This is a genomic window from Flavonifractor sp. AGMB03687 (assembly GCF_017811815.1).
Taxonomy (GTDB): Bacteria; Bacillota; Clostridia; order Oscillospirales; family Oscillospiraceae; genus Flavonifractor.
Genome location: NZ_JADKZI010000001.1, coordinates 76995 through 96839, shown reverse-complemented (window position 1 = coordinate 96839; position 19845 = coordinate 76995). Strand labels below are relative to the sequence as shown.

Below are 19845 nucleotides of genomic sequence, written 5' to 3'. Positions count from 1 at the left end.
CTAAGAGAAGAGGAGGGATCGTATGCTGTTCCAAAAAGACATTGAGCCTCGCTGCTGCTACTGCCAGCGCGGTACCAAGTTGGATGAGGAGCAGGTCCTCTGCGTCAAGAAGGGCGTGGTCTCCCCCGGAGGCAGCTGCCGCTCCTTCCGGTACGACCCGCTGAAGCGGGTGCCCACTCCGCCGGTGTCCCTGGATCTGGGCAAGCTAAAGGACGAGGATTTTACACTATAACAAAAGGAGGCCCGCTGCAAATGCAGCGGGCCTCCTTTTGTTCTCCTCAGAAGATTAGCCGCACCGCCCAAGCGGCGGCCAGAAAGCCGGCCAGATCGGCGCACAGGGCGGCGGGCACGGCGTAGCGGGTCTTGACGATGCCCGCCGCGCCGAAGTAGACGGCAATGGTGTAAAAGGTGGTTTCAGTGGAGCCCAGCATGACGGCGGCGGTGCGGCCGATGGCCGAGTCCGGACCGTAGGTGGAGATGAGCTCCGCTCCCACCCCCAGGGCGGCGGAGCCGCTGATGGGCCGCACCAGCATCAGGGCCACCGTCTCCGGCGGGATGCCTACGGCGGTGAGCACCGGGGCCAGGGCCTCCGCCGCCAGCTCCAGGGCCCCGGAGGCCCGCAGCATATACACCGCTGTCAGCAGACCCACCAGAGCGGGTACGATGCGGATGAGCACCCCCAGCCCCTCCTCGGCGCCGGAGATAAGGGCGCTGTACACGTCCACCTTCCGCACCATGCCCCATAGGGCCACGGTCCCGATGATGATGGGCACCAGCATGGTAAAAAAGGTCCCCATGGTCAATCCCTCCACAGCTTGGACAGCAGCTTGGCCGCCACAATGCCCACGCACACCGACAGGGCGGAGGCCAGCCACACCGCCGGCAGAATGTCAAAGGGGGTCTCACACCCGGCGGCCAGCCGCACCCCCGCCACGGTGGTGGGGATGAGCTGGATGGAGGCGGTGTTGCACACCACCAGCATACACAGGGAGTCGGAGGCCACCCCCGGGGTGCGGCGGCTCATCTGCCGGGCCGCCTGGATGCCCAGGGGAGTGGCCGCGTTGCCCAGCCCCAGCAGGTTGGCCGACACGTTGGCGGAGATGCTGTCCATCACTTCCCGGTCCCGGGCAAAGTCCGGGTAGAGCCTGCCCAGCAGGGGGCGCAGCAGCTTGGACAGACCGGCGGACAGGCCAGAGCGCTTCATGATCTCCATAACCCCCATCCACAGGCAGAGCACCCCCGCCATAGCCAGGCACAGGTCCACCGCCGCCCCGGCTCCCTCCAGAGCCGCCGCTCCCACCGCCGCCCCGTTGCCGGTGGCCAGCCCGCACAGGATGGAAATCACCACCATCCCCGTCCAGATCGCCGCCATTGCCATGCGCTCCGCCCCTTTCTCCGTCCGAATTTCCAGATCGGGCTATCTATACGATCCAGCTTCGGAAAAGATACCCAATTTCGAGGCGAAAAATGGCAGATAATATATGAAGATTTTGTAACATTGCTTGACAGGGCAATACGTTGTGTTATAATTGTGTCAGTTTCTAGTTAATGAGGGGAATAATTGGAAGCTAATAGGGAAAGGAAGTAACACTTATGAAGTCAACTGGGATCGTACGCAAAGTAGATGAGCTGGGCCGCATCGTCCTGCCCATCGAGCTTCGCCGCACGCTGGATATCGCGGAGAAAGATTCTCTGGAGATTTATGTGGACGGCGCCTCCATTGTGCTGAAAAAGTATCAGCCCGCCTGCATTTTCTGCGATGATGCTAAGGATGTGGTCAACTTTAAGGGCAAAAACGTTTGCACCAACTGCATCCGTGAGCTCCAGCTGAAGTAACCCAAGCAGAAAAAAATCGGGACTCCTCCTGCATATTGCAGGGGGAGTCCCTTTCTTTTGCTAAATTTGCTAATAATTATGCAATTAACACGGGTTAAAAGAATATTTCAATTTTGTGCTGTTTTTTCCCATCTTTTTCCCTGTTTTCCCGGCGAATCGACCGTTTTTTTACAGTTTCGACCTTTTCGAAACAGGCCGAAAATATACGGTTTGTAATATTCAATTATGCTCATTAGGATAACAGTGTTTATTCATTCATAGCCCTGCTGTAGAGCTCATTCTTAGGCAAGCCGGTCTCCTTGGCGGCCTGCCGAGCGGCATCTTTCAGGGACAACCCCTCGGCCCGCAGCTGGGCCACCCGCTCCAGCCCCTGCTCCAGGGTGGGAGCCTCCTTGGCATTCTCGGCGGCACCCTCCACCACCAGGACGAACTCACCTCGGGGCGGATTGGCCTCGTACCAGGTCATAGCCTCCCCCAGGGTGGTGCGGCGCACCTCCTCATGGAGCTTAGTCAGCTCCCGACACAGGGAGATCCGCCGGTCCGGTCCAAAGGCCTCCGCCAGGTCGGCCAGGGTGGCGGTCAGCTTGTGGGGGGCCTCATAGAAGATCATGGTCCGCTGCTCCTGCCGCAGCTCCTCCAGGTGGGCCCGGCGGTTTTTCTTGTTCATGGCCAGGAAACCCTCAAAGGTGAAGCGGCCGGTGGGCAGGCCGGACACCGACAGCGCGGTAATGAGGGCGCAGGGGCCGGGGATGGCCACCACCTCCACCCCGCTCTGGGCGCACAGCCGCACCAGGTCCTCGCCGGGGTCGGAAACCGCCGGGGTACCTGCGTCGGTGACCAGGGCGCAGCTCTCCCCAGCCAGCAGGCGGCCCAGCACCGCCTGGCCTCCCGCTTCGGTGTTGTGGCGGTAGTAGGAGATCATGGGCTTTTTCAGCCCCAGGTGATTGAGCAGCTTGAGGGACACCCGGGTGTCCTCGGCGGCGATAAAGTCCACCGCCTCCAGGGTGTCCGCCATCCGCTGGGAAATGTCCCCCAGATTGCCGATAGGGGTGGGTACCAGATATAAGATTCCGGCCATAGTGGTTACCTCCGGTTCATCAGTCGTACAGGCAAGACCTCCAGGCCCAGCCTGCCCTGCCGCACCGCCTCTACCAGAACGGCGGAGGGGGGCGTATCTTCCTTGTGCTGGATCAGCTGGAGCCGCTTGGGCTCCAGCCCGCTGTGCTGAAGGGCGGCAAAGAGCTCCGCCAGCCGCTCCGGCCGGTGGACCAGGGCGAACCGCCCGCCGTTTTTCACCAGCCGTCCGGCGGCGGCGCACCAGTCGGTCAGAGTGGCCTCCTCCATGCGGGCCGCCCCGCCGTCTCCCCCGCTGCCCGCTCGGAAGTAGGGCGGGTTGGAGACCACCAGGGAGAAGCCCCCCGCCGGAAGGGTTTTGCACACCCGCCGGACGTCACCGGTGTAAATTTCCCCCGTCAGGCCGTTTTCCGCCAGATTTTTGCGGGCCAGGGCGCTGTCCTCAGGGGAAATTTCCACACCGGACAGCTCCAATGTGGATTGTCGTCCGGCCAACAGCAAAAGCAGGGCTCCCGCCCCGCAGCCCAGGTCGCACACCTTGTCCCCCCGCCGCAGGGTGGCAAATTCGGCCAGAGCCAGGCTGTCCTGCCCCAGGGGGAAACAGACGTCCGACTGCTCGTAGCGATAGGGGCCCAGCTGTTCCGGCCCTCTCATACCGTCTCCTCCATCAGGTGGCGGACGATGCGGCCGGTGAGGCCCCAGATGGGCCGGTCCGGCCAGGGGTAGACAGGCACGCTGGACTCCCCGCTGCGCCAGCGGTAGCCGTTGGGGAAACCGATGCGGTCATAGGGGAAATCCGCCCCTACCTGAGGCTGCAATTCATAGGAATAGACCTCCGGCGGGTGGGCCTTGAGCCACTCCACCGGTACCAGGAAGGTGCTGTCCACCTCGGCGGGGCTGGGGCGCATGGCGGCCAGTCCCGCCGGGCTCACAACGCCCAGAAAGGGATGCATCACAAACTTGCCCTGCTGCACCAGCAGGTCCAGGGGGGATATGACCTCCACCTCACCGGTGGGGATGGCCAGCTCCTCAAAGGTCTCCCGCAGGGCGCAGTCCTGGGGAGATTCTCCCGGCTCCACCTTGCCGCCAGGGAAGCACACCTCCCCCGGCTGGTGGGCCAGGGTGGAGGCGCGCACCTCAAAGAGCAGGCTCAGCCCCTCCGGTCCCTCCACCAGAGGGACCAGCACGGCGCATTCCTGCTTCACATCCTGTATTTCAGGCACATGGCCCGCCCAGCGGGCCCGAAAATCGGCCAGGGTCATACTTCGGTCCCTTCCGTCCGCCCCAGCAGGTAGTCGGTGGTCACCCCGAAATAGTCGGCCAAACGAATCAGCGTCAGAGACGGCACGTTGATATACCCGTACTCCATCCGCTGATAGTGCCGGTCGGTACAGTCCAGCAGTTGTGCCATTTCCACCTGGGTCAGATGCTTTCCCTTTCGCAGCTCTTTGAGCCGGTTACCAAAGGGCTCCATGATTTTTTCCATATCGGCAGCGCCCCCTTGACATGACATTTTATGTGGTGTATAATTGACACGACATTGGAGGTGGTGTTGTGAGCGATTTCCTTTCCTTCCTCTATGAAGGATACATCAGGCCCTACCTGGACCGCCAGCCCAGGGACGATGGGGATACTTTCCGCCATTCCCTGTGCGAGGGCAGCCAGACCGAGGAGACCCAAAAGGATGTGGACGCGGTGGTGGCCTTCGCCGCTGCCCACGCCTTTCTGCTGGGGGTACGCACCGGGGCCGGACTGCGCCAGAGCGGGGTCCTATGACTCCGGCCGGGTAAAGTGGGCCAGCGGGTCGGGCCGGCTCCACAGCACCACCGTTCCCGACGTCTGGCTTTTGGGCACGTCGATGAGCCGCTGATTGGTGCTCCCCCGGAAGAGAGCGTCGTAGGACTTGAGCTTTTCCACAAAGGGCCCATCCACCAGCACATCCACCTGCTCCAGCAGGGCCAGCACATCGGGCTTTCCCTGCTCCAGCAGGGTTTCGTAGCAGTAACCGGTATAGGCCCACACATTGAGGCCGTGCTCTTTGGCCCGGGCCGCCAGGGCGGCGCACTCCCTTGCCTGGTCAAAAGGCTCCCCGCCCGATAGGGTGAGCCCGTCGGTGAGGGGATTGGATAGCATCTGCTCCGCCAGCTCCTCCACCGTGGCCTCCCGGCCTCCGGCAGGGTCGTGGGTATCGGGGTTATGGCAGCCGGGGCAGTGATGGGGACAGCCCTGGGTAAAGACGGTGAACCGCAGGCCGGGGCCGTCCACGATGGAGTCGGACACGACATTGGCAATACGCATACCATTTCTCCTGTAAAGAGGGGGCTGCTGCGGTGCAGCAGCCCCCTCTTCCGTTTCAGTTTAAAATTGGAACAGCACGCCCACCACCGCCGAGGCGGCGATGAACACGATGGGATGGAGCTTTTTCAGGGGCTTGATCTGGAGGCAGACAAAGACTGCCACCGCCAGCAGGATGCCCTTCCAGTGGAAAAACTCCGCCGTGCCAAAGGCGGCGCTGGTGTTGATGAGGGCAATGGCGCACACCTCCATGAGAGCCGCAGCAATGAGGGCGGTAGAGGCGGGGCGGATACCGTAAAACACCGCGTCCACCCCCCGGCTCTCCCGGAATTTTTTCAAAAATCCGGCCACGATCAAGATGACGATGATGGAGGGGCAGATCAGTCCTAACGTGGCGATGACGCCGCCCAGAATGCCGCCGATGTGGAAGCCCACATAGGTAGCCATATTCACCCCCATGGGGCCGGGGGTGGACTCGGAGACGGCGATCATATTGGCCAGATCACCGGCGGTGAACCAGCCGGTGCGGGTGCCCATATCAGTAAGGAAGGGGATGGTGGCCAGTCCGCCGCCGATGGCAAACAGGCCAGTCTTGAAGAACTCATAAAAGAGCTGGAGATAACTCATTTCTTCAGCCCTCCTTTGGCGGCCCGGACACACAGTCCGGTAACGCCCGCCGCCACCACCAGGATGATGGGGGAGGTGACAAAGCCCATTACTGCCGCCAGCGTGGTCCCCGCAGGGAAGGTGACAAAGTTGCCCACCACCGCCAGCACAACCACCACCATAAAGATGAGTACGGTGGGCACATCCACCATGGTACTCTTGCGCAGCTTGAGCACGCTGGACAGGATGAGTGCGCACACACAGGCCCGCACACCGTTGAAGGCATGAACCACCACCGGCAGCTCTGCAAAGTTCTGCAAAAAGGCGGCGATGACCATGATGATAACGATGGAGGGGAAGACCACGCCCAGGGTGGCTACCACGCCTCCCACACCGCCGGCCAGTTTATGGCCCACAAAAGTGGCGGTATTGACGGCAATGACGCCGGGGGTACACTGGCCGATGGCGAAGTAGTCGGTTAGCTCCTCCTCCTGCACCCAGCCTCGCTTCTCCACCAGCTCCCGCTGGAGGATGGGCAGCATGGCGTAGCCGCCGCCGAAGGTGCAGGCGCCTACCCGGGCAAAGAGCCAAAATAGTTTCCAGTAGAGGTTCACGTTACTCCAGTCCCTCCAGTTCCTCCATCCACAGGGAGACCACAGCATCGGACGGCATGCGCCAGTCGCCCCGGGGGCTGAGTGCCACCGAGCCCACCTTTGGGCCGTCGGGCAGGCAGGAGCGCTTGAACTGCTGGGAGAAGAACCGGCGGTAGAAGTTCTTCAGCCACTTGAGGAGAGTAGCCCGGTCATATCGCTTGCCCATAGCCTGCTCCGCCAGACGCAGCACCTTTTTGGGGGAGAAGCCCCAGCGGATGGCGTAATAGAGGTAGAAATCGTGGAGCTCGTAGGGGCCCACCAGATCCTCCGTCTTCTGGGCGATCTGGCCCTCGATGGCGGGCAGCAGCTCGGGGGACACGGGAGTATCCAGAATGTCGGCCAGCACGGTGGACAGCTGGGGGTCCTCCGCCTCCTTGTCGTCGGAGATGAAGCTGACCAGATGGCGCACCAGGGTCTTGGGGATACCGGCGTTGACGGCATAGTTGCTCATGTGGTCGCCGTTGTAGGTACACCAGCCCAGGGCCAGCTCGGAGAGGTCGCCGGTGCCGATGACCAGGCCGCCGGTCTGGTTGGCAATGTCCATCAGTACCTGGGTACGCTCTCTGGCCTGGCCGTTCTCAAAGGTGACATCGTGATCCTCCATGGACTGGCCGATGTCCTTGAAGTGGCGGCGCACCGCCTCCCCGATGTCGATGGTCTTGAGGGTGCAGCCCAGCCGCTCGGCCAGCAGCACCGCGTTGGACTTGGTGCGGTCGGTGGTGCCGAAGCAGGGCATGGTCACCGCGATGATATCGCTGGCCGGCCGGTCCAGCATCTCCATGGATACCGCGGTGATGAGCACCGCCAGAGTGGAGTCCAGGCCGCCGGACAGGCCCACCACCGCCGTCTTGGCGTGGGTGTGCTCCAGCCGCTTCTTCAGACCCAGGGCGGCAGTGTACAGGATCTCGTTGCACCGCTCGGCCCGGTCGTTCTGGTCCTGGGGCACGAAAGGCGTGGGGGACACCGGGCGGGTGAGCCGGGTGTCAGTCAGGTCCAGATCAAAGGTGGCCCGCCAGCACTCCCGGCTGGGGTCGGCCCGATAGGTATTCATCCGCTGCCGCTCGTAGACCAGCCGGTCCACGTCGATCTCGCTGATGGTGAGGCCAGTGGCAAACCGCCGCTCGGCCAGAATGGTTCCGTTTTCCGCCACGATGTTGTGGCCGGCAAACACCAGATCGGTGGTGGACTCGCCCTCTCCGGCGTTGGCGTACACATAGCCGCACACCAGCCGTCCGCTCTGGCCGGACACCAGGCCCCGGCGATAGGCCGCCTTACCCGCCAGCTCGTTGGAGGCGGACAGGTTCAGGATCAGGGTGGCGCCCGACCGGGCCAGGTGGATGGAGGGGGGCTCGGGAGCCCACAGGTCCTCGCAGATCTCCACACCGATCACCAGATTGGGCATATCGTTGCAGGCAAACAGGTCGCCGTCCGACAGGGAGACATCCTGCCCGCACAGGGGAATGGTGGTCTCCACTCCCGCCCCGGAGGCGAACCACCGCTGCTCATAGAACTCCCCATAGTTGGGCAGATAGGTCTTGGGTACCAGGCCCAAAATCTCTCCGCTCTGTATCACAGCAGCGCAATTATACAGTTTGTTGTCCCATTTGTTCCATACGGGCAGGCCGACAGCCGCCACCATGTCCAGATTCTTGGTGGCCTCCAGAATGGTGGCCAGGCCCTCCTCCGCCCCTCTCAGCAGGGTGGGCTGAAGGAACAGGTCGGCGCAGGTGTAGCCGGTAAGGCACAGCTCAGGCAGAGCCAGTACCTTGACGCCCTGCTTATCCGCCTCCCGCATGAGAGTAAAGATCTGTTCCGCATTATAACGGCAGTCGGCCACCCGGATCTTGGGGGTACCGGCGGCTACCTTGACAAATCCATCGCGCATATCACGCGCCTCCTTTGCTCAGGATCTTTTTCTAGCGAATATGATACCCCAAACCGGACCATATTGCAACGGCGGTCCGGCCGGGAAGAGCAAAACCCCGCCGGAAACCGGCAAAGCCGGTCCCGGCAGGGTCTTTCCTGACATAGTGCCGCCTCAATCCCGGTCCCGCCGCTGGCGGGTGCGGCCCGGTTCAAAGTCATTGGCCTTCATGATGTCCTCAAGCTCCTCGGTGTACTTGCTGGAGGTGTGGACTACAAAGGCGTCGGAGTCGATGGGGATGCCCCGCTCGTCCATCTGCCGGATGCTCCAGATATAGAGCGCGTCCAGTGCAGGGATGAGCTGCTCTCCACTGGAGGTGAGCACATACTCCACCTTGGGCGGGATGGTGTCATAGGAGATGCGGCGAATGAGTCCCGCCTCCACCAGCTCCCTCAATTGCTGGCTGAACACCTTCTCTGAAATGGGCAGAGCCTTCAACGTCTGGTTGAAGCGAATGCTCCCGTAGGTGTGGATCTCATGGAGGATGGTCATCTTCCACTTCCCGCCGATGCAGTGCAGCACATAGTGGTAGGGATTTGTCGGTGTGTCAAAATGATCGTTCCACACAAGCAGTTACCTCTTTCTCTCCCAGATTTACGCATGGGGGGCTTGTCCGCCCTCCGCTATCAATGATACCACAGCAGCCCCATTCCCTACAAGGTGGGGAACCATACTTCCGCGTCAGCTATGCCAAAATTTTAACAAAGAAATTGTATAGTTTCAACAAACCCCTCAAATTTTATGCTTTATTTCATTCTTTTTGTACATTTTCACCCCCTTACTTTAGGCGTTTTCTACAATTTTGTGATACTTACCTTCTGGTGGGTGCAAACCGTCAAGTTACCTACTTACATAATTGTGTGTATTGCACAAAACCCGCTCCGTGACTACACTATAACCAGACAAAGTGCTGAGGCCAACGGGGCCTGGCAAAGACACAAAACACACCTAAAAACAATTAAAGGAGCGGATTTCAAATGGTTAAGCGTACTGTTGAGGAGCTCAAGACTTATGAGGCCGCCGGCCACTTCGGCTGCGTCGCCATGCGCATTCACGGCAAGGAAGAGACCGGTGCTGAGAAGTTCTGGGTTGGCGTTTCCACCTTCCTGCCCGGCGGCGGTGCTGAGTGGGCTTACGAGGACAACCCGCTGGAGAAGGTCTACTACGTGCTGGAGGGCGAGATGACCGTCACCGATAAGGACGGCAAGAAGTACGTCATCCACAAGAACGAGTCCATCTCCTTCCCCCCCAACGAGGGCCGCGGTCTGAAGAACGAGAGCAACCTGCCCGCCCGTATGCTGGTCATCATCAACTACCCCAACGCCTAATTGGGCCTGCGACCAGCCATTTGACCATTCATTAACATAAGGAGGAAATCATCATGGTTCCCGTGAAAAAGGATTTCGTTGAGAATATGTTCTCCGTCAAGGGCAAGGTTGCCCTGGTTACCGGCGCTACCGGCGCTCTGGGCTGCGTTCTGGCTAAGGCTTACGGCTACGCCGGCGCCAAGGTCTTCATGACCGGCCGTAACGACGCCAAGCTGAAGGCTCTGGAGGACGAGTTCAAGGCTGAGGGCATTGACTGCGCCTACTTCGTGGCCGATCCCGCCAAGGAGGAGGATGTGGACGCTCTGGTGAAGGCCTGCGTGGCTCAGTACGGCTGCATCGACATCCTGGCTGTCTCCCACGGCTACAACAAGCCCCAGAACGTGCTGGAGCAGTCCGTTGCCGACTGGCAGTACATCATGGACGCCGACTGCAAGAGCGTTTACATCGTGACCAAGTACGTTGCCCATCAGATGGTGGCTCAGTACGAGGCCGACAACACCAAGCGCGGCAAGATGGTCATCGTGACCTCTCAGCGTTCCAAGCGCGGCATGGCCGGCTACACCGGTTACTGCACCTCCAAGGGCGGCGCTGACCTGATGGTCTCCTGCCTGGCCTGCGACCTGTCCGCCAAGTACCACATCAACGTCAACTCCATCTGCCCCACCGTGTTCCGTTCCGACCTGACCGAGTGGATGTTCGATCCCGAGTCCGCCGTGTACAAGAACTTCCTGAACCGCGAGCCCATCGGCCGCCTGGGCGAGCCCGACGACTTCGTTGGCTACGCTCTGTTCCTGTCCTCCGACGCCTCCAACTTCATCACCGGCAGCAACTGCGACTGCTCCGGCGGTTACCTGGTGGTGTAATTTCCGTTTGACGGAAAGGACGGCATAACGCAATGAAGAAAATCAAGAATATCCTGATCTGCGGCGCGGGCATGATGGGCAAGAACATCGGCTTCGTGTTCGCTTCCAACCCCGACTTCCAGGTGGGCATGTACGACCTGTACCCCACCGACGTGGAGGCCGGTATCCGCACCAACACCAAACAGCTGGTGGAGAAGGGTGTCATCACCGAGGAGGAGCTGGCTGACCGCCTCTCCCGCATCTCCTTCACCACTGACATGGACAGCGACATCGTCAAGAACGCCGACTTCGTCATCGAGGCCGTGTTCGAGGACATGAAGATCAAGCGCGAGACCTTCGCCAAGCTGGAAGAGCGCTGCGCCGAGGACACCATCTTCTGCACCAACTCCTCCGTGATGAGCCCCAGCGAGATCTCCGCTGAGCTGAAGCACCGTGAGCGCTTCGTGGGCACCCACTTCTGGAACCCCGGCCACCTGATCCCCCTGGTGGAGGTGGTCAAGTCTGACGCTTCCTCCGATGAGACTGCTCAGACCGTTATGGAGGTCCTGCGCTCCGTGGGCAAGAAGCCCGTGCTGTGCAAGAAGGACGTGCCCGGCTTCATTGCCAACCGTATGCAGCACGCCCTGTGGCGTGAGGCTATCTCCATCGTGGAGAACGGCATCGCCGATGCCGCCACCGTGGACGAGGCGGTCCGCTACTCCTTCGGTCTCCGTCTGCCCCAGCTGGGCCCCATGGAGAACGCCGACATGGTGGGCACCGACCTGACCTACAACATCCACGACTACATCCTCCAGGACCTGGAGGATTCCCACAAGCCCTCTCCCCTGCTCAAGCAGCTGCGGGATGAAGGCAAGATCGGCTTCAAGACCGGCGAGGGCTTCCAGAAGTGGACCCCCGAGCAGGTCGCCAAGTCCAACGCCGATCTGAACGAGTATCTGATCCGGATGCTGTACGGCAAGTAAGCCATCCGGTCTATCCGCAAGCATTTGTATATTATCTAAGGAGGCACCTGTTATGGGTAAAGTTTATGTTGATCTGACCCACCCCTTCAGCGCTGAGATTCCTCGCTGGCCCTACTTCGATAAGCCCGAGATCACCAACGCTCACACCATGGCTAAGGGCGGCGTTCTGACTTCCAAGATCACCTGCACCATGCACACCGGCACTCACTGCGACGCTCCCCGTCACGTCATGGAGTACGAGTTCGACGGCCGTCGCGCTCGCTACACTCACGAGATGCCCATCGACGCCTACACCGGCGAGGCTGTTGTGCTGAAGCTGGACGTGGAGCCCTGGACCCTGATCACCGACAAGCACCTGGACGAGGCCTGCAAGAAGTGGGGCGTGGATCCCGCTTCCCTGAAGGGCAAGGTTCTGTGCCTGAACACCGGTATGCACCGCCTGTTCGACGACTCCAAGGCTTACTATCACTACGCCATCGGCACCGGCATTGACGCCGGCAAGTGGTTCGTGAAGCACGGCGTGAAGTGCGTGGCCATGGACGGCCAGGCTCTGGATCACCCCCTGCACACCGCCATGGGCAACAACGGCATGACCCGCATGAACCTGCTGGGCGCCACCGGCAAGCCCATCACTGAGGAGTACAAGGAGCTGTTCGGCGAGGAGGCTTATGCCGAGTTCGATAAGTTCGAGTACATCCGCATCCACGGCCAGGCCGCTTACGACGAGAAGTTCGGCGAGCTGGAGAACCTGGGCGTTTGGGGCACCTGGGAGCCCTGCCACAAGGAGATGCTCGGCCACGGCATCGTGGGCGTCGAGAACCTGGGCGGCGACCTGGACAAGATCAAGCCCGGCACCGTGTTCCAGTTCTTCTGCTTCCCCCTGCGTTGGTACATGGGCGACGGCGCCATGTCCCGCTGCGTCGCTTACATCGACGAGGAGAACATCGATCCCTCCGTGCCCGACCGCACCTACAAGTACGGCGGCACCGGCTACGCCGATGAGGATGGTCACGGCGCCAGCGGCCTGGAGTACATGCAGAAGCTGTTCAACCGCAACAAGTAATCCTTCCCCCTCTCTTTGTTCTATTAACTACCCTTAAATTCCCTTCCCATTCCATGCCATGCGTAAAGCGGCGGGCGGTCGCCCGCCGCTTTATGCGGTATCTTCATTTAATCTCGAAAGGACGATGACCGATCATGGCCGATCTGAAGAATAAGACCATTATCACCGTGGCTACCACCGGTGCCTGGCCCACTAAGGAGAACAACCCCAACGTCCCCATGACCCCCGCTGAGATCGCCGAGGACGTGTACGCCTGCTGGAAGGCCGGCGCCGCTGTTGCCCACCTGCACATGCGTGACGAGCAGGGCAAGGGCACCATGGACAAGAACAAGTTCCGCGAGACCGTGGAGCTGCTGCGTTCCAATCACCCCGACTGCGACATCATCCTGAACATGACCACCTCCGGTGACCTGAACGCCACCGACGAGACCCGCCAGATCCACCTGAAGGAGCTGCGCCCCGAGATGGGTTCCTACGACTGCGGCTCCATGAACTGGCTGCACACCTCCCTGTTCCTCAACCCCCCCGCCTTCCTGGAGGAGCTGGGCAAGAACATGCAGGAGTGGGGCGTCAAGCCCGAGATCGAGGCCTTTGACCCCGGCATGATCGCCAACGCTCAGTACTACCTGAAGAAGGGCGTGCTGAAGGGGCCCCTGCACTTCCAGTTCTGCATGGGCTGCGCCAACGGCATCCCCGGCACCATGAAGAACCTGATCTTCATGAAGGAGACCATGGAGTCCCTGTGCCCCGGCTCCACCTGGAGCTGCTTCGGCGTGGGTCACTCCGCCATGACCATGCTGTACGGCGCCGTGGCCCTGGGCGGCCACATCCGTGTGGGCATGGAGGATAACGTCATGTACGCCAAGGGCCAGCTGGCTCAGAGCAACGTCCAGTTCGTGGACCGCGCCCGCCGCGTCATCGAGGAGTTCGGCAAGCAGGTTGCTACTCCCGACGAGGCCCGTGAGATCCTCAGCCTGAAGTAAGAGCTGCAAATTTCCCTGTTAAACCCGCGGGAGGAGCTGCCGCTAACCGGCAGTCCCTCCCGCGGGTCTTTTTGTGTATTTTTACCCATTTCGCGTTCTGAGGCCGCACACGCCCCTCAGAGCGCTTTTTATTGCCCCGCTGTCCTAACACACCGCACCGCTCTTTTTCGTTCTGTGCGCCGTCAGCGCTCTCTCAGTTCCTTCTGTCCTTTCCCAGCCCTTTGTGCGTTTTTTCACCTCTGTTCCAGCCGCTGCGTCCCCGCCTCTTCCAGCCGACAAAATTTCCGTCCCGAAATTGTGCATACTGATCATTTCAATTTCTAAACCAAAATTTACACGCATTAGTTTGTCAAATTTTTAACTATACTTTTAGATAGGTTCCACAAAACCGGATACTTACTTCCTGGTCACTATGAACTTTTTGGTTAGTAACTCACCAACTTGTGGGGATTGCACAAAAGCCCCTAACTGGATAAAGTATACCTGCAACAAGGAATGGACTTGCCGGCACATGTCCTGATCCAAACCATTTAGAGATGAGGGAAAATGAATGGCGAAACAAAACCTCCGCGACGGCAATAAGAATTCCGTCGTCAACTTCGGAGCAGGCTGGGTTGTCATCATCTACTGCCTGCTGATGTTCTTCCTGTACGTCGGTATGTGCAACGACGGCGCTAACATCACCGCCCCCAACGTGGCCTTCCGTCTGGGCCTGGAGCAGGGCGACATCATGAACATGAACTCCCTGGCCGGTATCGTCGGCGTGGTGTTCTTCATCATCGTGGGCCAGATCAACCGTAAGGCTGGCGCCCGCATGACCTCCGGTGTGTGCTGCATCATCTCCGGTATCGCTTACATCCTGGCCTGCAACGCTCCCAGCATTGCGGTCTACACCATTGCTATGTGCTTCGTGTACGGCAGCATCATGTCCGCCGGTTATGTGGCCGGCGGTACTCTGGTTGCCACCTGGTTCCCCAAGAAGAAGGGCGTGGTCATGGGCTACACCACCATGGGCCACAACTTCGCTTCCGCTTTCTATGTGCAGCTGGTTGCCATCCTGATCGCCCCCACCGCTGTTGTTACCAGCGTTGGCGGCGCTGAGCTGGCCAACGTGGGCCAGGAGAACTTCTCCGCCGGTATCATTCCCATCGGCGTCGCTGCTATCGTCCTGGGCGTCCTGGGTATGATCTTCATCCGCAACACTCCCCAGGAGCGCGGCATCAACCCCGACAACGTGTCCGACGAGGTCTACAAGAACGAGTACGACACCACCGACGCGGTGGAGGGTGACGGCGGCTGGACCACCGCCAAGCTGCTCTGCACCAAGGAGCTGTGGCTGGCCGCTATCACCACCGGCTTCTTCCAGATCTGCTCCGTGGGCGTTATGAGCCAGCTGGTCACCCGTAACATTCAGCTGGGCTTCACCCCCCAGGCCGCTATGAACGTCATGACCATCCTGGCCCTGGGCGGCGTGGTCGGTTCCTGGCTCATCGGTATCATCGACGACAAGATCGGCACCAAGAAGACCATGGTTGGCTTCGGCATCTGGTATGCCATCGCCCTGCTGTGCAACTTCGGCGCTGCCGACAGCTCCTCCCCCCTGGTGTATGTCTCCCTGTTCATGATCGCCATGGGCATCGGCGGCTCCGCCAACTTCACCACCTCCCTGCCCACCTCTATCTTCGGCCGTCAGGGCTTTGATAAGGTGAACAGCGTCATCTTCCCCATCCAGGGCGCTATCACCGCTCTGTGCTTCCTGGTCAACGGCGTTGTCCAGAAGATGACCGGTGGCCAGATCAAGATGGCTTACCTGGTGTTCGCCGGCGTGGCTCTGGTCAACGTGGTGCTGGTGCTCATCGTCAACGAGCATCGCTACAACCGCGACTGGAAGGCCGCTCACCCCGGCAAGTAAGACCTGCCTATCCGAGAGGACCGGTATTTACCGGTCCTCTCTTTTTGCCCGGAAAGCACCAAAAAGCCCCGGCCGTATGGCCGGGGCTTTTTGGGTGTGTGTTGTGTGTGTTGCAAAGGTGTTGGAGAGGGATAAGAGAGGAATTGGTTTGGGAGGATGGTCTCTTGTTTCGATTCATCTCTGAATCTGTCTGTATCATACCCTGTAAATAAGGCTAAATCGTGTATGTATTGTGAATAAACTGTAAATATCAATTTCCCTGCTTTCTCCTTCTCTTTCTGTCCACTTTGCCGCTTGACAGGGCCGCGGTTTGGTGCTATAGTTTCCTCGTTAAAATGGCATGGACGGAGAAGAACCCGCACAGCGGCGGACAGAGAAGGTCCCGTTTTGGTGGAAGGGACCCACGACACGCGGCGGCTGTACCACTCCCGAGCCGCCCGGGATGACCGGGCCGGGGCTTTCCCGTTACAGAAAGTCACAAGCGGCAAGCGATCACGTTTCGCCTGCTCGCGACGCGCGGCTTCCCTCCGACTCGGGCTGGTGTCCGGGCCCTACGGCCCTCCCCTCGCCCTCGCTCCGGTCCATCCGCGCTGCTCGCGACGGCTCAAACGCTACTTGCAAGCAGGGTGGAACCGTGGGACGTTTTATACGCCTCACCCCTGACCAACAGGGGTGAGGCGTTTTCTTTACCCTCCGCCCCAATTTACAAGGAGGTTTTAGTTATGTCCGAAGAAGTCAAGAACGAGTTTACCTTTGAAAATCCCGAGTACCGCAAAACCTATTGGCACACCTGCTCCCATGTGATGGCCCAGGCCGTCAAGCGTCTGTGGCCCGAAGTAAAGCTGGCCATCGGCCCCTCCATTGACGAGGGCTGGTACTACGACATGGACGCCCCCTTCGCCTTCACTCCCGAGCACCTGACCCAGATCGAGGCAGAGATGCGCAAGATCTGCAAGGAGAAGCTGAAGCTGGAGCGGTTCGAGCTGCCCCGTGAGGAGGCCCTGAAGTTCATGGAGGAGAAGGGCGAGCCCTTCAAGGTGGAGCTGATCCAGGACCTGCCCGAGGACGCCCACATCTCCTTCTACAAGCAGGGCGAGTTCACCGACCTGTGCGCCGGTCCCCACCTGGACTCCACCGGCCGCATCAAGGGCAACGCCCTGAAGCTTACCGCCTGCAACGCCGCCTACTGGCGCGGCGACTCCAACCGTGAGACCCTCCAGCGCATCTACGGCATCGCCTTCCCCAAGAAGGACGAGCTGGACGCCTACCTGCAGCGCATCGAGGAGGCCAAGCGCCGCGATCACCGCAGACTGGGCAAGGAGCTGGGCCTGTTCATGCTGCGGGACGAGGGCCCCGGCTTCCCCTTCTTCCTGCCCAAGGGCATGGTGCTGCGCAACACCCTGATCGACTACTGGCGTCAGGTCCACAAGCGCTACGGCTATGTGGAGATCTCCACCCCCATGATGCTCAACCGGCAGCTGTGGGAGCGCTCCGGCCACTGGGACCACTACAAGAACAACATGTACACCACCGTCATTGACGACACCGACTTCGCCGTCAAGCCCATGAACTGCCCCGGCGGCATGCTGGTCTACTCCAGCGAGCCCCACTCCTACCGGGACCTGCCCCTGCGGGTAGGTGAGCTGGGTCTGGTCCACCGCCATGAGCTGTCCGGCGCCCTCCACGGCCTGTTCCGGGTGCGCTGCTTCACCCAGGACGACGCCCATATCTTCATGACCCCCGAGCAGCTGAAGGACGAGATCAAGAACGTGGTCAAGCTCTTTGACGAGGTCTACTCCGTCTTTGGCCTGCCCTACAAGATCGAGCTGTCCACCATGCCCGAGGACCACATCGGCACCGTGGAGCAGTGGGAGCACAACCAGGACATCCTGAAGGAAGCCATCACCGAGATGGGCAAGGAGTACGAGATCAACGAGGGCGACGGCGCCTTCTACGGCCCCAAGCTGGACTTCCATCTGGCCGACTCCCTGGGCCGTACCTGGCAGTGCGGCACCGTCCAGCTGGACTCCCAGCTGCCTGAGCGCTTCGAGCTGGAGTACACCGGCGCCGACAACGAGAAGCACCGTCCCATCATGCTCCACCGCGTGGTGCTGGGCTCCATCGAGCGCTTCATCGGCGTCATCACCGAGCACTTCGCCGGTGCCTTCCCCACCTGGCTGTCCCCCGTGCAGGTGAAGGTGCTGCCCATCACCGACCGGGCCGCCGAGTACGCCGACCAGGTAGCCGCCAAGCTGGATGCGCTGGGCTACCGGGTGGAGACCGATCACCGCAGCGAGAAGATCGGCTTCAAGATCCGCGAGGCTCAGATGCAGAAGGTGCCCTACATGCTGGTGGTGGGCGACAAGGAGGCCGAGAGCGGCGACGTGGCCGTCCGCAACCGTCACGGCCAGCAGACCGTCATGTCCTTCGACAGCTTCGCCCAGCAGCTCAAGGACGAGGTAGACTCCAAGTCCCTGGAGCAGAAGATGTAACACATGCGCAAAGAGCGCCCCGCAATGCGGGGCGCTCTTTTTATCACGTAATCCATCCGGCGGGCATAGCATACTGCGAGCAGACGCTCAATACACTTGAAGGAGCATACGCTATTATGGGAATGCCCGTTATCACCTCCAGCAACACCACCCGTACCCAGGCCATCACCGATATCATCGAGTCCGTGGCCCTGCAGGAGACCGCTCTGTCCCACATCCTCAACGCCGAGGGTGAGAAGATCCAGAAGATGGTCGCCCTGGAGGACGTCACCCCCGACGTACTGCTGGCCACCAACAAGTCGGTGGAGTCCATGGTCAACGCCGTGTCCCGGCTGGAAATGATCCTTCACTCCAAGCTGTCCGCCTTTGAGGGCTGCCTGTGCAAGCCCGCCGAAGAGGTCGTTCCGGAATAAGCACCGCAGGCGGGGCTCCCTTATGGGGGCCCCGCTTTTTTGGCACCATCGGGGAACACGCCGCATAGGATAGGCGTGCACATGTGATACCCTCACACTCTTCCTTGGGAGGACCTTTTATGGCGATCAATTTTGGCCTTGCCAATGACTATAACGTATTCGTATTCGGAAACCTGAGCCTGAGCAACACCGATGCCGAGGGTCGGGTAGCGGTAGGCGGCAACGCCGTCCTCAGCAACTACGGCGTGGGCGCCGGCATCACGCCCCTTCCCCCGGCAGGCACCGACGCCTCCTTTGTGGTGGGCGGCGCCGTCAACGTGTCCGGCGGCTCCAACGCCAGCGGCAACACCGTCATCAGCCCCACCAGTACAGTGATCAACTACACCATGGGCAATCCCAACGGCGCCCTGACCACCGGTACGCCCATCGACTTTGCCGAGGCGGAAAGCTACCTGAAATGCGCCTCTCTCTACTGGGGCTCTCTGGAGGCCAACGGCACCGGCACCGTGGTGTTCGGCCAGCTCAACCTGACCGGCACCGATGAGACTCTGAATATCTTCCAACTGGACAGCGCCAACCTGTACGGCTCCGGTCTGTCTCTGGCTCGGCTCAACGGCATCAACATCACCGCACCCATCAGCTCCACCATCCTTATCAATGTGTCGGGTACCAATATCCTGTACGGCAGCTACCAGATCTTCCGCAACGGCATCACCGCCACCCGGGAGAACGCCCGGAAGATCCTGTGGAACTTCCCGGAGGCCCTGACCTGGTCCAACAGTACCACCGCCATCTACGGCTCCGTCCTGGCCCCCTTTGCCGCCGCAGCCACCACCTTCAGCCAGATCAACGGCAACATCATCTTTGACAGCTACGCCGGCAACGCAGAGAGCCACAACGAGCTCTTTGAGGGGGAGCTGCCCGAAGCCACCGGCTGTCTGGTGCCCGTCAGCACCACCACCTCCAGTACCACCTCGACCACAACCAGCACCACCACCAGTTCTACCACCAGTACTACCAGCACCACCACTTCGACAACCAGTACCACCACTTCGACAACCAGTACCACCAGCAGCACCACAACCTCGACGACAACCAGCACCACGACCACCACTTCCACCACCAGCACAACCTCCACCACCACAGCGGCTCCCATCCCCCGGAGCCAGGCCATCACCGATCTCTTTGAGTCGGTAGCCCTGCAGCAGACCGCCCTGTCCCATATCCTCAACGCCGAGGGCGAGAAGCTGCAGAAGATCCTGGCCTTTGAGGACCTCAGAGCCGACACCATCCTCAAGGCCAACCAGTCGGTGGAATCCATGGTGGACGCGGTGTCCAGTCTGGAAACCGTGCTCAAGCAGAAGCTGGATCTCTTTGATGCCTGCATCTGTGACGATATGCCCTGACAAACAAAGTGCCGGCGCGGCAGCTCCTGCCGCGC

23 protein-coding genes are annotated in these 19845 nt (G+C 60.6%); 12 read left to right on the top strand and 11 right to left on the bottom strand.

The features are described 5' to 3' along the window. Positions 1–22 precede the first annotated feature (22 nt). Positions 23–232, top strand: a complete 210-nt coding sequence (locus J9789_RS00430) for a hypothetical protein (RefSeq protein WP_087336414.1) — start codon at positions 23–25, stop codon at positions 230–232. A 46-nt stretch (positions 233–278) separates the two neighbouring features. Here the strand turns inward: J9789_RS00430 and J9789_RS00425 are convergent, their stop codons facing one another. After that, entirely contained in the window at positions 279–797 is a 519-nt protein-coding gene (locus J9789_RS00425; protein WP_209341239.1) for a nucleoside recognition domain-containing protein, read from the bottom strand. A gap of 2 nt (positions 798–799) precedes the next feature. After that, complete coding sequence (locus J9789_RS00420; protein WP_209341238.1) at positions 800–1378, bottom strand: spore maturation protein A; 579 nt, start codon at positions 1376–1378, stop codon at positions 800–802. Positions 1379–1593: 215 nt separating this feature from the next. Here J9789_RS00420 and J9789_RS00415 point away from each other — a divergent pair, with 215 nt between their 5' ends. Then, positions 1594–1836 (top strand): AbrB/MazE/SpoVT family DNA-binding domain-containing protein, encoded by a 243-nt coding sequence (locus tag J9789_RS00415; protein ID WP_087336421.1) that lies wholly within the window; start codon positions 1594–1596, stop codon positions 1834–1836. 247 nt (positions 1837–2083) lie between these two features. Here the strand turns inward: J9789_RS00415 and rsmI are convergent, their stop codons facing one another. The 4 genes from rsmI to J9789_RS00395 are packed head-to-tail and all read right to left on the bottom strand — an operon-like array spanning position 2084 to position 4396. Continuing rightward, positions 2084–2914 carry a 16S rRNA (cytidine(1402)-2'-O)-methyltransferase gene (rsmI, locus tag J9789_RS00410; protein WP_209341236.1) on the bottom strand — a complete coding sequence of 277 codons (831 nt, stop codon included), beginning with the start codon at positions 2912–2914 and terminating at the stop codon, positions 2084–2086. Between the two features lie 5 nt (positions 2915–2919). Beyond that, positions 2920–3564: a methyltransferase gene (locus tag J9789_RS00405; RefSeq protein WP_209341234.1), complete on the bottom strand. Its 645-nt coding sequence runs from the start codon at positions 3562–3564 to the stop codon at positions 2920–2922. Next, entirely contained in the window at positions 3561–4172 is a 612-nt protein-coding gene (locus J9789_RS00400; RefSeq protein ID WP_209341231.1) for a CoA pyrophosphatase, read from the bottom strand. Before J9789_RS00400 ends, J9789_RS00405 begins: the two co-directional genes overlap by 4 nt. Further along, positions 4169–4396: a helix-turn-helix transcriptional regulator gene (locus J9789_RS00395; RefSeq protein WP_245184965.1), complete on the bottom strand. Its 228-nt coding sequence runs from the start codon at positions 4394–4396 to the stop codon at positions 4169–4171. The genes J9789_RS00400 and J9789_RS00395 overlap by 4 nt, the downstream gene beginning before the upstream one ends. A gap of 68 nt (positions 4397–4464) precedes the next feature. Between J9789_RS00395 and J9789_RS00390 the strand changes: the two genes are divergently transcribed. Next, on the top strand, positions 4465–4686 hold the full coding sequence (locus tag J9789_RS00390) for a hypothetical protein (protein ID WP_209341229.1): 222 nt from the start codon (positions 4465–4467) through the stop codon (positions 4684–4686). Here the strand turns inward: J9789_RS00390 and nrdG are convergent. From nrdG to J9789_RS00365, 5 genes are all read right to left on the bottom strand, one after another. After that, complete coding sequence (gene nrdG, locus J9789_RS00385; protein WP_209341227.1) at positions 4681–5208, bottom strand: anaerobic ribonucleoside-triphosphate reductase activating protein; 528 nt, start codon at positions 5206–5208, stop codon at positions 4681–4683. The genes J9789_RS00390 and nrdG overlap by 6 nt on opposite strands. Before the next feature lie 60 nt (positions 5209–5268). Continuing rightward, positions 5269–5832, bottom strand: a complete 564-nt coding sequence (locus J9789_RS00380) for a chromate transporter (protein WP_209341225.1) — start codon at positions 5830–5832, stop codon at positions 5269–5271. Continuing rightward, complete coding sequence (locus tag J9789_RS00375) at positions 5829–6425, bottom strand: chromate transporter (protein WP_209341223.1); 597 nt, start codon at positions 6423–6425, stop codon at positions 5829–5831. Before J9789_RS00375 ends, J9789_RS00380 begins: the two co-directional genes overlap by 4 nt. A 1-nt stretch (position 6426) precedes the next feature. Then, the gene (locus J9789_RS00370; protein ID WP_209341221.1) at positions 6427–8349 is read right to left on the bottom strand and encodes an NAD(+) synthase; all 1923 of its coding nucleotides are present in this window, start codon (positions 8347–8349) and stop codon (positions 6427–6429) included. Positions 8350–8502: 153 nt separating this feature from the next. Then, positions 8503–8955 carry a helix-turn-helix domain-containing protein gene (locus J9789_RS00365; RefSeq protein ID WP_209341219.1) on the bottom strand — a complete coding sequence of 151 codons (453 nt, stop codon included), beginning with the start codon at positions 8953–8955 and terminating at the stop codon, positions 8503–8505. A gap of 410 nt (positions 8956–9365) precedes the next feature. Here J9789_RS00365 and J9789_RS00360 point away from each other — a divergent pair, with 410 nt between their 5' ends. The 9 genes from J9789_RS00360 to J9789_RS00320 all read left to right on the top strand — a co-directional run bounded on the left by J9789_RS00360 (position 9366) and on the right by J9789_RS00320 (position 19810). Then, on the top strand, positions 9366–9716 hold the full coding sequence (locus tag J9789_RS00360) for a cupin domain-containing protein (protein ID WP_087187583.1): 351 nt from the start codon (positions 9366–9368) through the stop codon (positions 9714–9716). 53 nt (positions 9717–9769) lie between these two features. After that, on the top strand, positions 9770–10579 hold the full coding sequence (locus J9789_RS00355) for an SDR family oxidoreductase (protein WP_204706069.1): 810 nt from the start codon (positions 9770–9772) through the stop codon (positions 10577–10579). A gap of 32 nt (positions 10580–10611) precedes the next feature. Continuing rightward, entirely contained in the window at positions 10612–11541 is a 930-nt protein-coding gene (locus tag J9789_RS00350) for a 3-hydroxyacyl-CoA dehydrogenase NAD-binding domain-containing protein (RefSeq protein ID WP_209341218.1), read from the top strand. Between the two features lie 52 nt (positions 11542–11593). Further along, entirely contained in the window at positions 11594–12604 is a 1011-nt protein-coding gene (locus J9789_RS00345; protein WP_087187580.1) for a cyclase family protein, read from the top strand. A gap of 134 nt (positions 12605–12738) precedes the next feature. After that, on the top strand, positions 12739–13587 hold the full coding sequence (locus J9789_RS00340) for a 3-keto-5-aminohexanoate cleavage protein (RefSeq protein WP_348633606.1): 849 nt from the start codon (positions 12739–12741) through the stop codon (positions 13585–13587). 550 nt (positions 13588–14137) lie between these two features. Then, the gene (locus J9789_RS00335; protein WP_209341217.1) at positions 14138–15499 is read left to right on the top strand and encodes an MFS transporter; all 1362 of its coding nucleotides are present in this window, start codon (positions 14138–14140) and stop codon (positions 15497–15499) included. Positions 15500–16221: 722 nt separating this feature from the next. Beyond that, positions 16222–17991 carry a threonine--tRNA ligase gene (gene thrS / locus J9789_RS00330; protein WP_209341216.1) on the top strand — a complete coding sequence of 590 codons (1770 nt, stop codon included), beginning with the start codon at positions 16222–16224 and terminating at the stop codon, positions 17989–17991. A 116-nt stretch (positions 17992–18107) separates the two neighbouring features. Beyond that, on the top strand, positions 18108–18404 hold the full coding sequence (locus J9789_RS00325; RefSeq protein ID WP_209341214.1) for a hypothetical protein: 297 nt from the start codon (positions 18108–18110) through the stop codon (positions 18402–18404). A 119-nt stretch (positions 18405–18523) separates the two neighbouring features. Continuing rightward, positions 18524–19810 (top strand): choice-of-anchor A family protein, encoded by a 1287-nt coding sequence (locus tag J9789_RS00320; RefSeq protein WP_209341212.1) that lies wholly within the window; start codon positions 18524–18526, stop codon positions 19808–19810. The last annotated feature ends 35 nt before the right edge of the window (positions 19811–19845 follow it).

Bases quoted from the DNA above. Each gene is read 5' to 3' on its own strand.
- J9789_RS00430 (WP_087336414.1), top strand. From the start codon at position 23: ATGCTGTTCCAAAAAGACATTGAGCCTCGCTGCTGCTACTGCCAGCGC.
- J9789_RS00425 (WP_209341239.1), bottom strand. From the start codon at position 797: ATGGGGACCTTTTTTACCATGCTGGTGCCCATCATCATCGGGACCGTG.
- J9789_RS00420 (WP_209341238.1), bottom strand. From the start codon at position 1,378: ATGGCAATGGCGGCGATCTGGACGGGGATGGTGGTGATTTCCATCCTG.
- J9789_RS00415 (WP_087336421.1), top strand. From the start codon at position 1,594: ATGAAGTCAACTGGGATCGTACGCAAAGTAGATGAGCTGGGCCGCATC.
- rsmI (WP_209341236.1), bottom strand. From the start codon at position 2,914: ATGGCCGGAATCTTATATCTGGTACCCACCCCTATCGGCAATCTGGGG.
- J9789_RS00405 (WP_209341234.1), bottom strand. From the start codon at position 3,564: ATGAGAGGGCCGGAACAGCTGGGCCCCTATCGCTACGAGCAGTCGGAC.
- J9789_RS00400 (WP_209341231.1), bottom strand. From the start codon at position 4,172: ATGACCCTGGCCGATTTTCGGGCCCGCTGGGCGGGCCATGTGCCTGAA.
- J9789_RS00395 (WP_245184965.1), bottom strand. From the start codon at position 4,396: ATGGAAAAAATCATGGAGCCCTTTGGTAACCGGCTCAAAGAGCTGCGA.
- nrdG (WP_209341227.1), bottom strand. From the start codon at position 5,208: ATGCGTATTGCCAATGTCGTGTCCGACTCCATCGTGGACGGCCCCGGC.
- J9789_RS00380 (WP_209341225.1), bottom strand. From the start codon at position 5,832: ATGAGTTATCTCCAGCTCTTTTATGAGTTCTTCAAGACTGGCCTGTTT.
- J9789_RS00370 (WP_209341221.1), bottom strand. From the start codon at position 8,349: ATGCGCGATGGATTTGTCAAGGTAGCCGCCGGTACCCCCAAGATCCGG.
- J9789_RS00360 (WP_087187583.1), top strand. From the start codon at position 9,366: ATGGTTAAGCGTACTGTTGAGGAGCTCAAGACTTATGAGGCCGCCGGC.
- J9789_RS00355 (WP_204706069.1), top strand. From the start codon at position 9,770: ATGGTTCCCGTGAAAAAGGATTTCGTTGAGAATATGTTCTCCGTCAAG.
- J9789_RS00350 (WP_209341218.1), top strand. From the start codon at position 10,612: ATGAAGAAAATCAAGAATATCCTGATCTGCGGCGCGGGCATGATGGGC.
- J9789_RS00345 (WP_087187580.1), top strand. From the start codon at position 11,594: ATGGGTAAAGTTTATGTTGATCTGACCCACCCCTTCAGCGCTGAGATT.
- J9789_RS00340 (WP_348633606.1), top strand. From the start codon at position 12,739: ATGGCCGATCTGAAGAATAAGACCATTATCACCGTGGCTACCACCGGT.
- J9789_RS00335 (WP_209341217.1), top strand. From the start codon at position 14,138: ATGGCGAAACAAAACCTCCGCGACGGCAATAAGAATTCCGTCGTCAAC.
- thrS (WP_209341216.1), top strand. From the start codon at position 16,222: ATGTCCGAAGAAGTCAAGAACGAGTTTACCTTTGAAAATCCCGAGTAC.
- J9789_RS00325 (WP_209341214.1), top strand. From the start codon at position 18,108: ATGGGAATGCCCGTTATCACCTCCAGCAACACCACCCGTACCCAGGCC.
- J9789_RS00320 (WP_209341212.1), top strand. From the start codon at position 18,524: ATGGCGATCAATTTTGGCCTTGCCAATGACTATAACGTATTCGTATTC.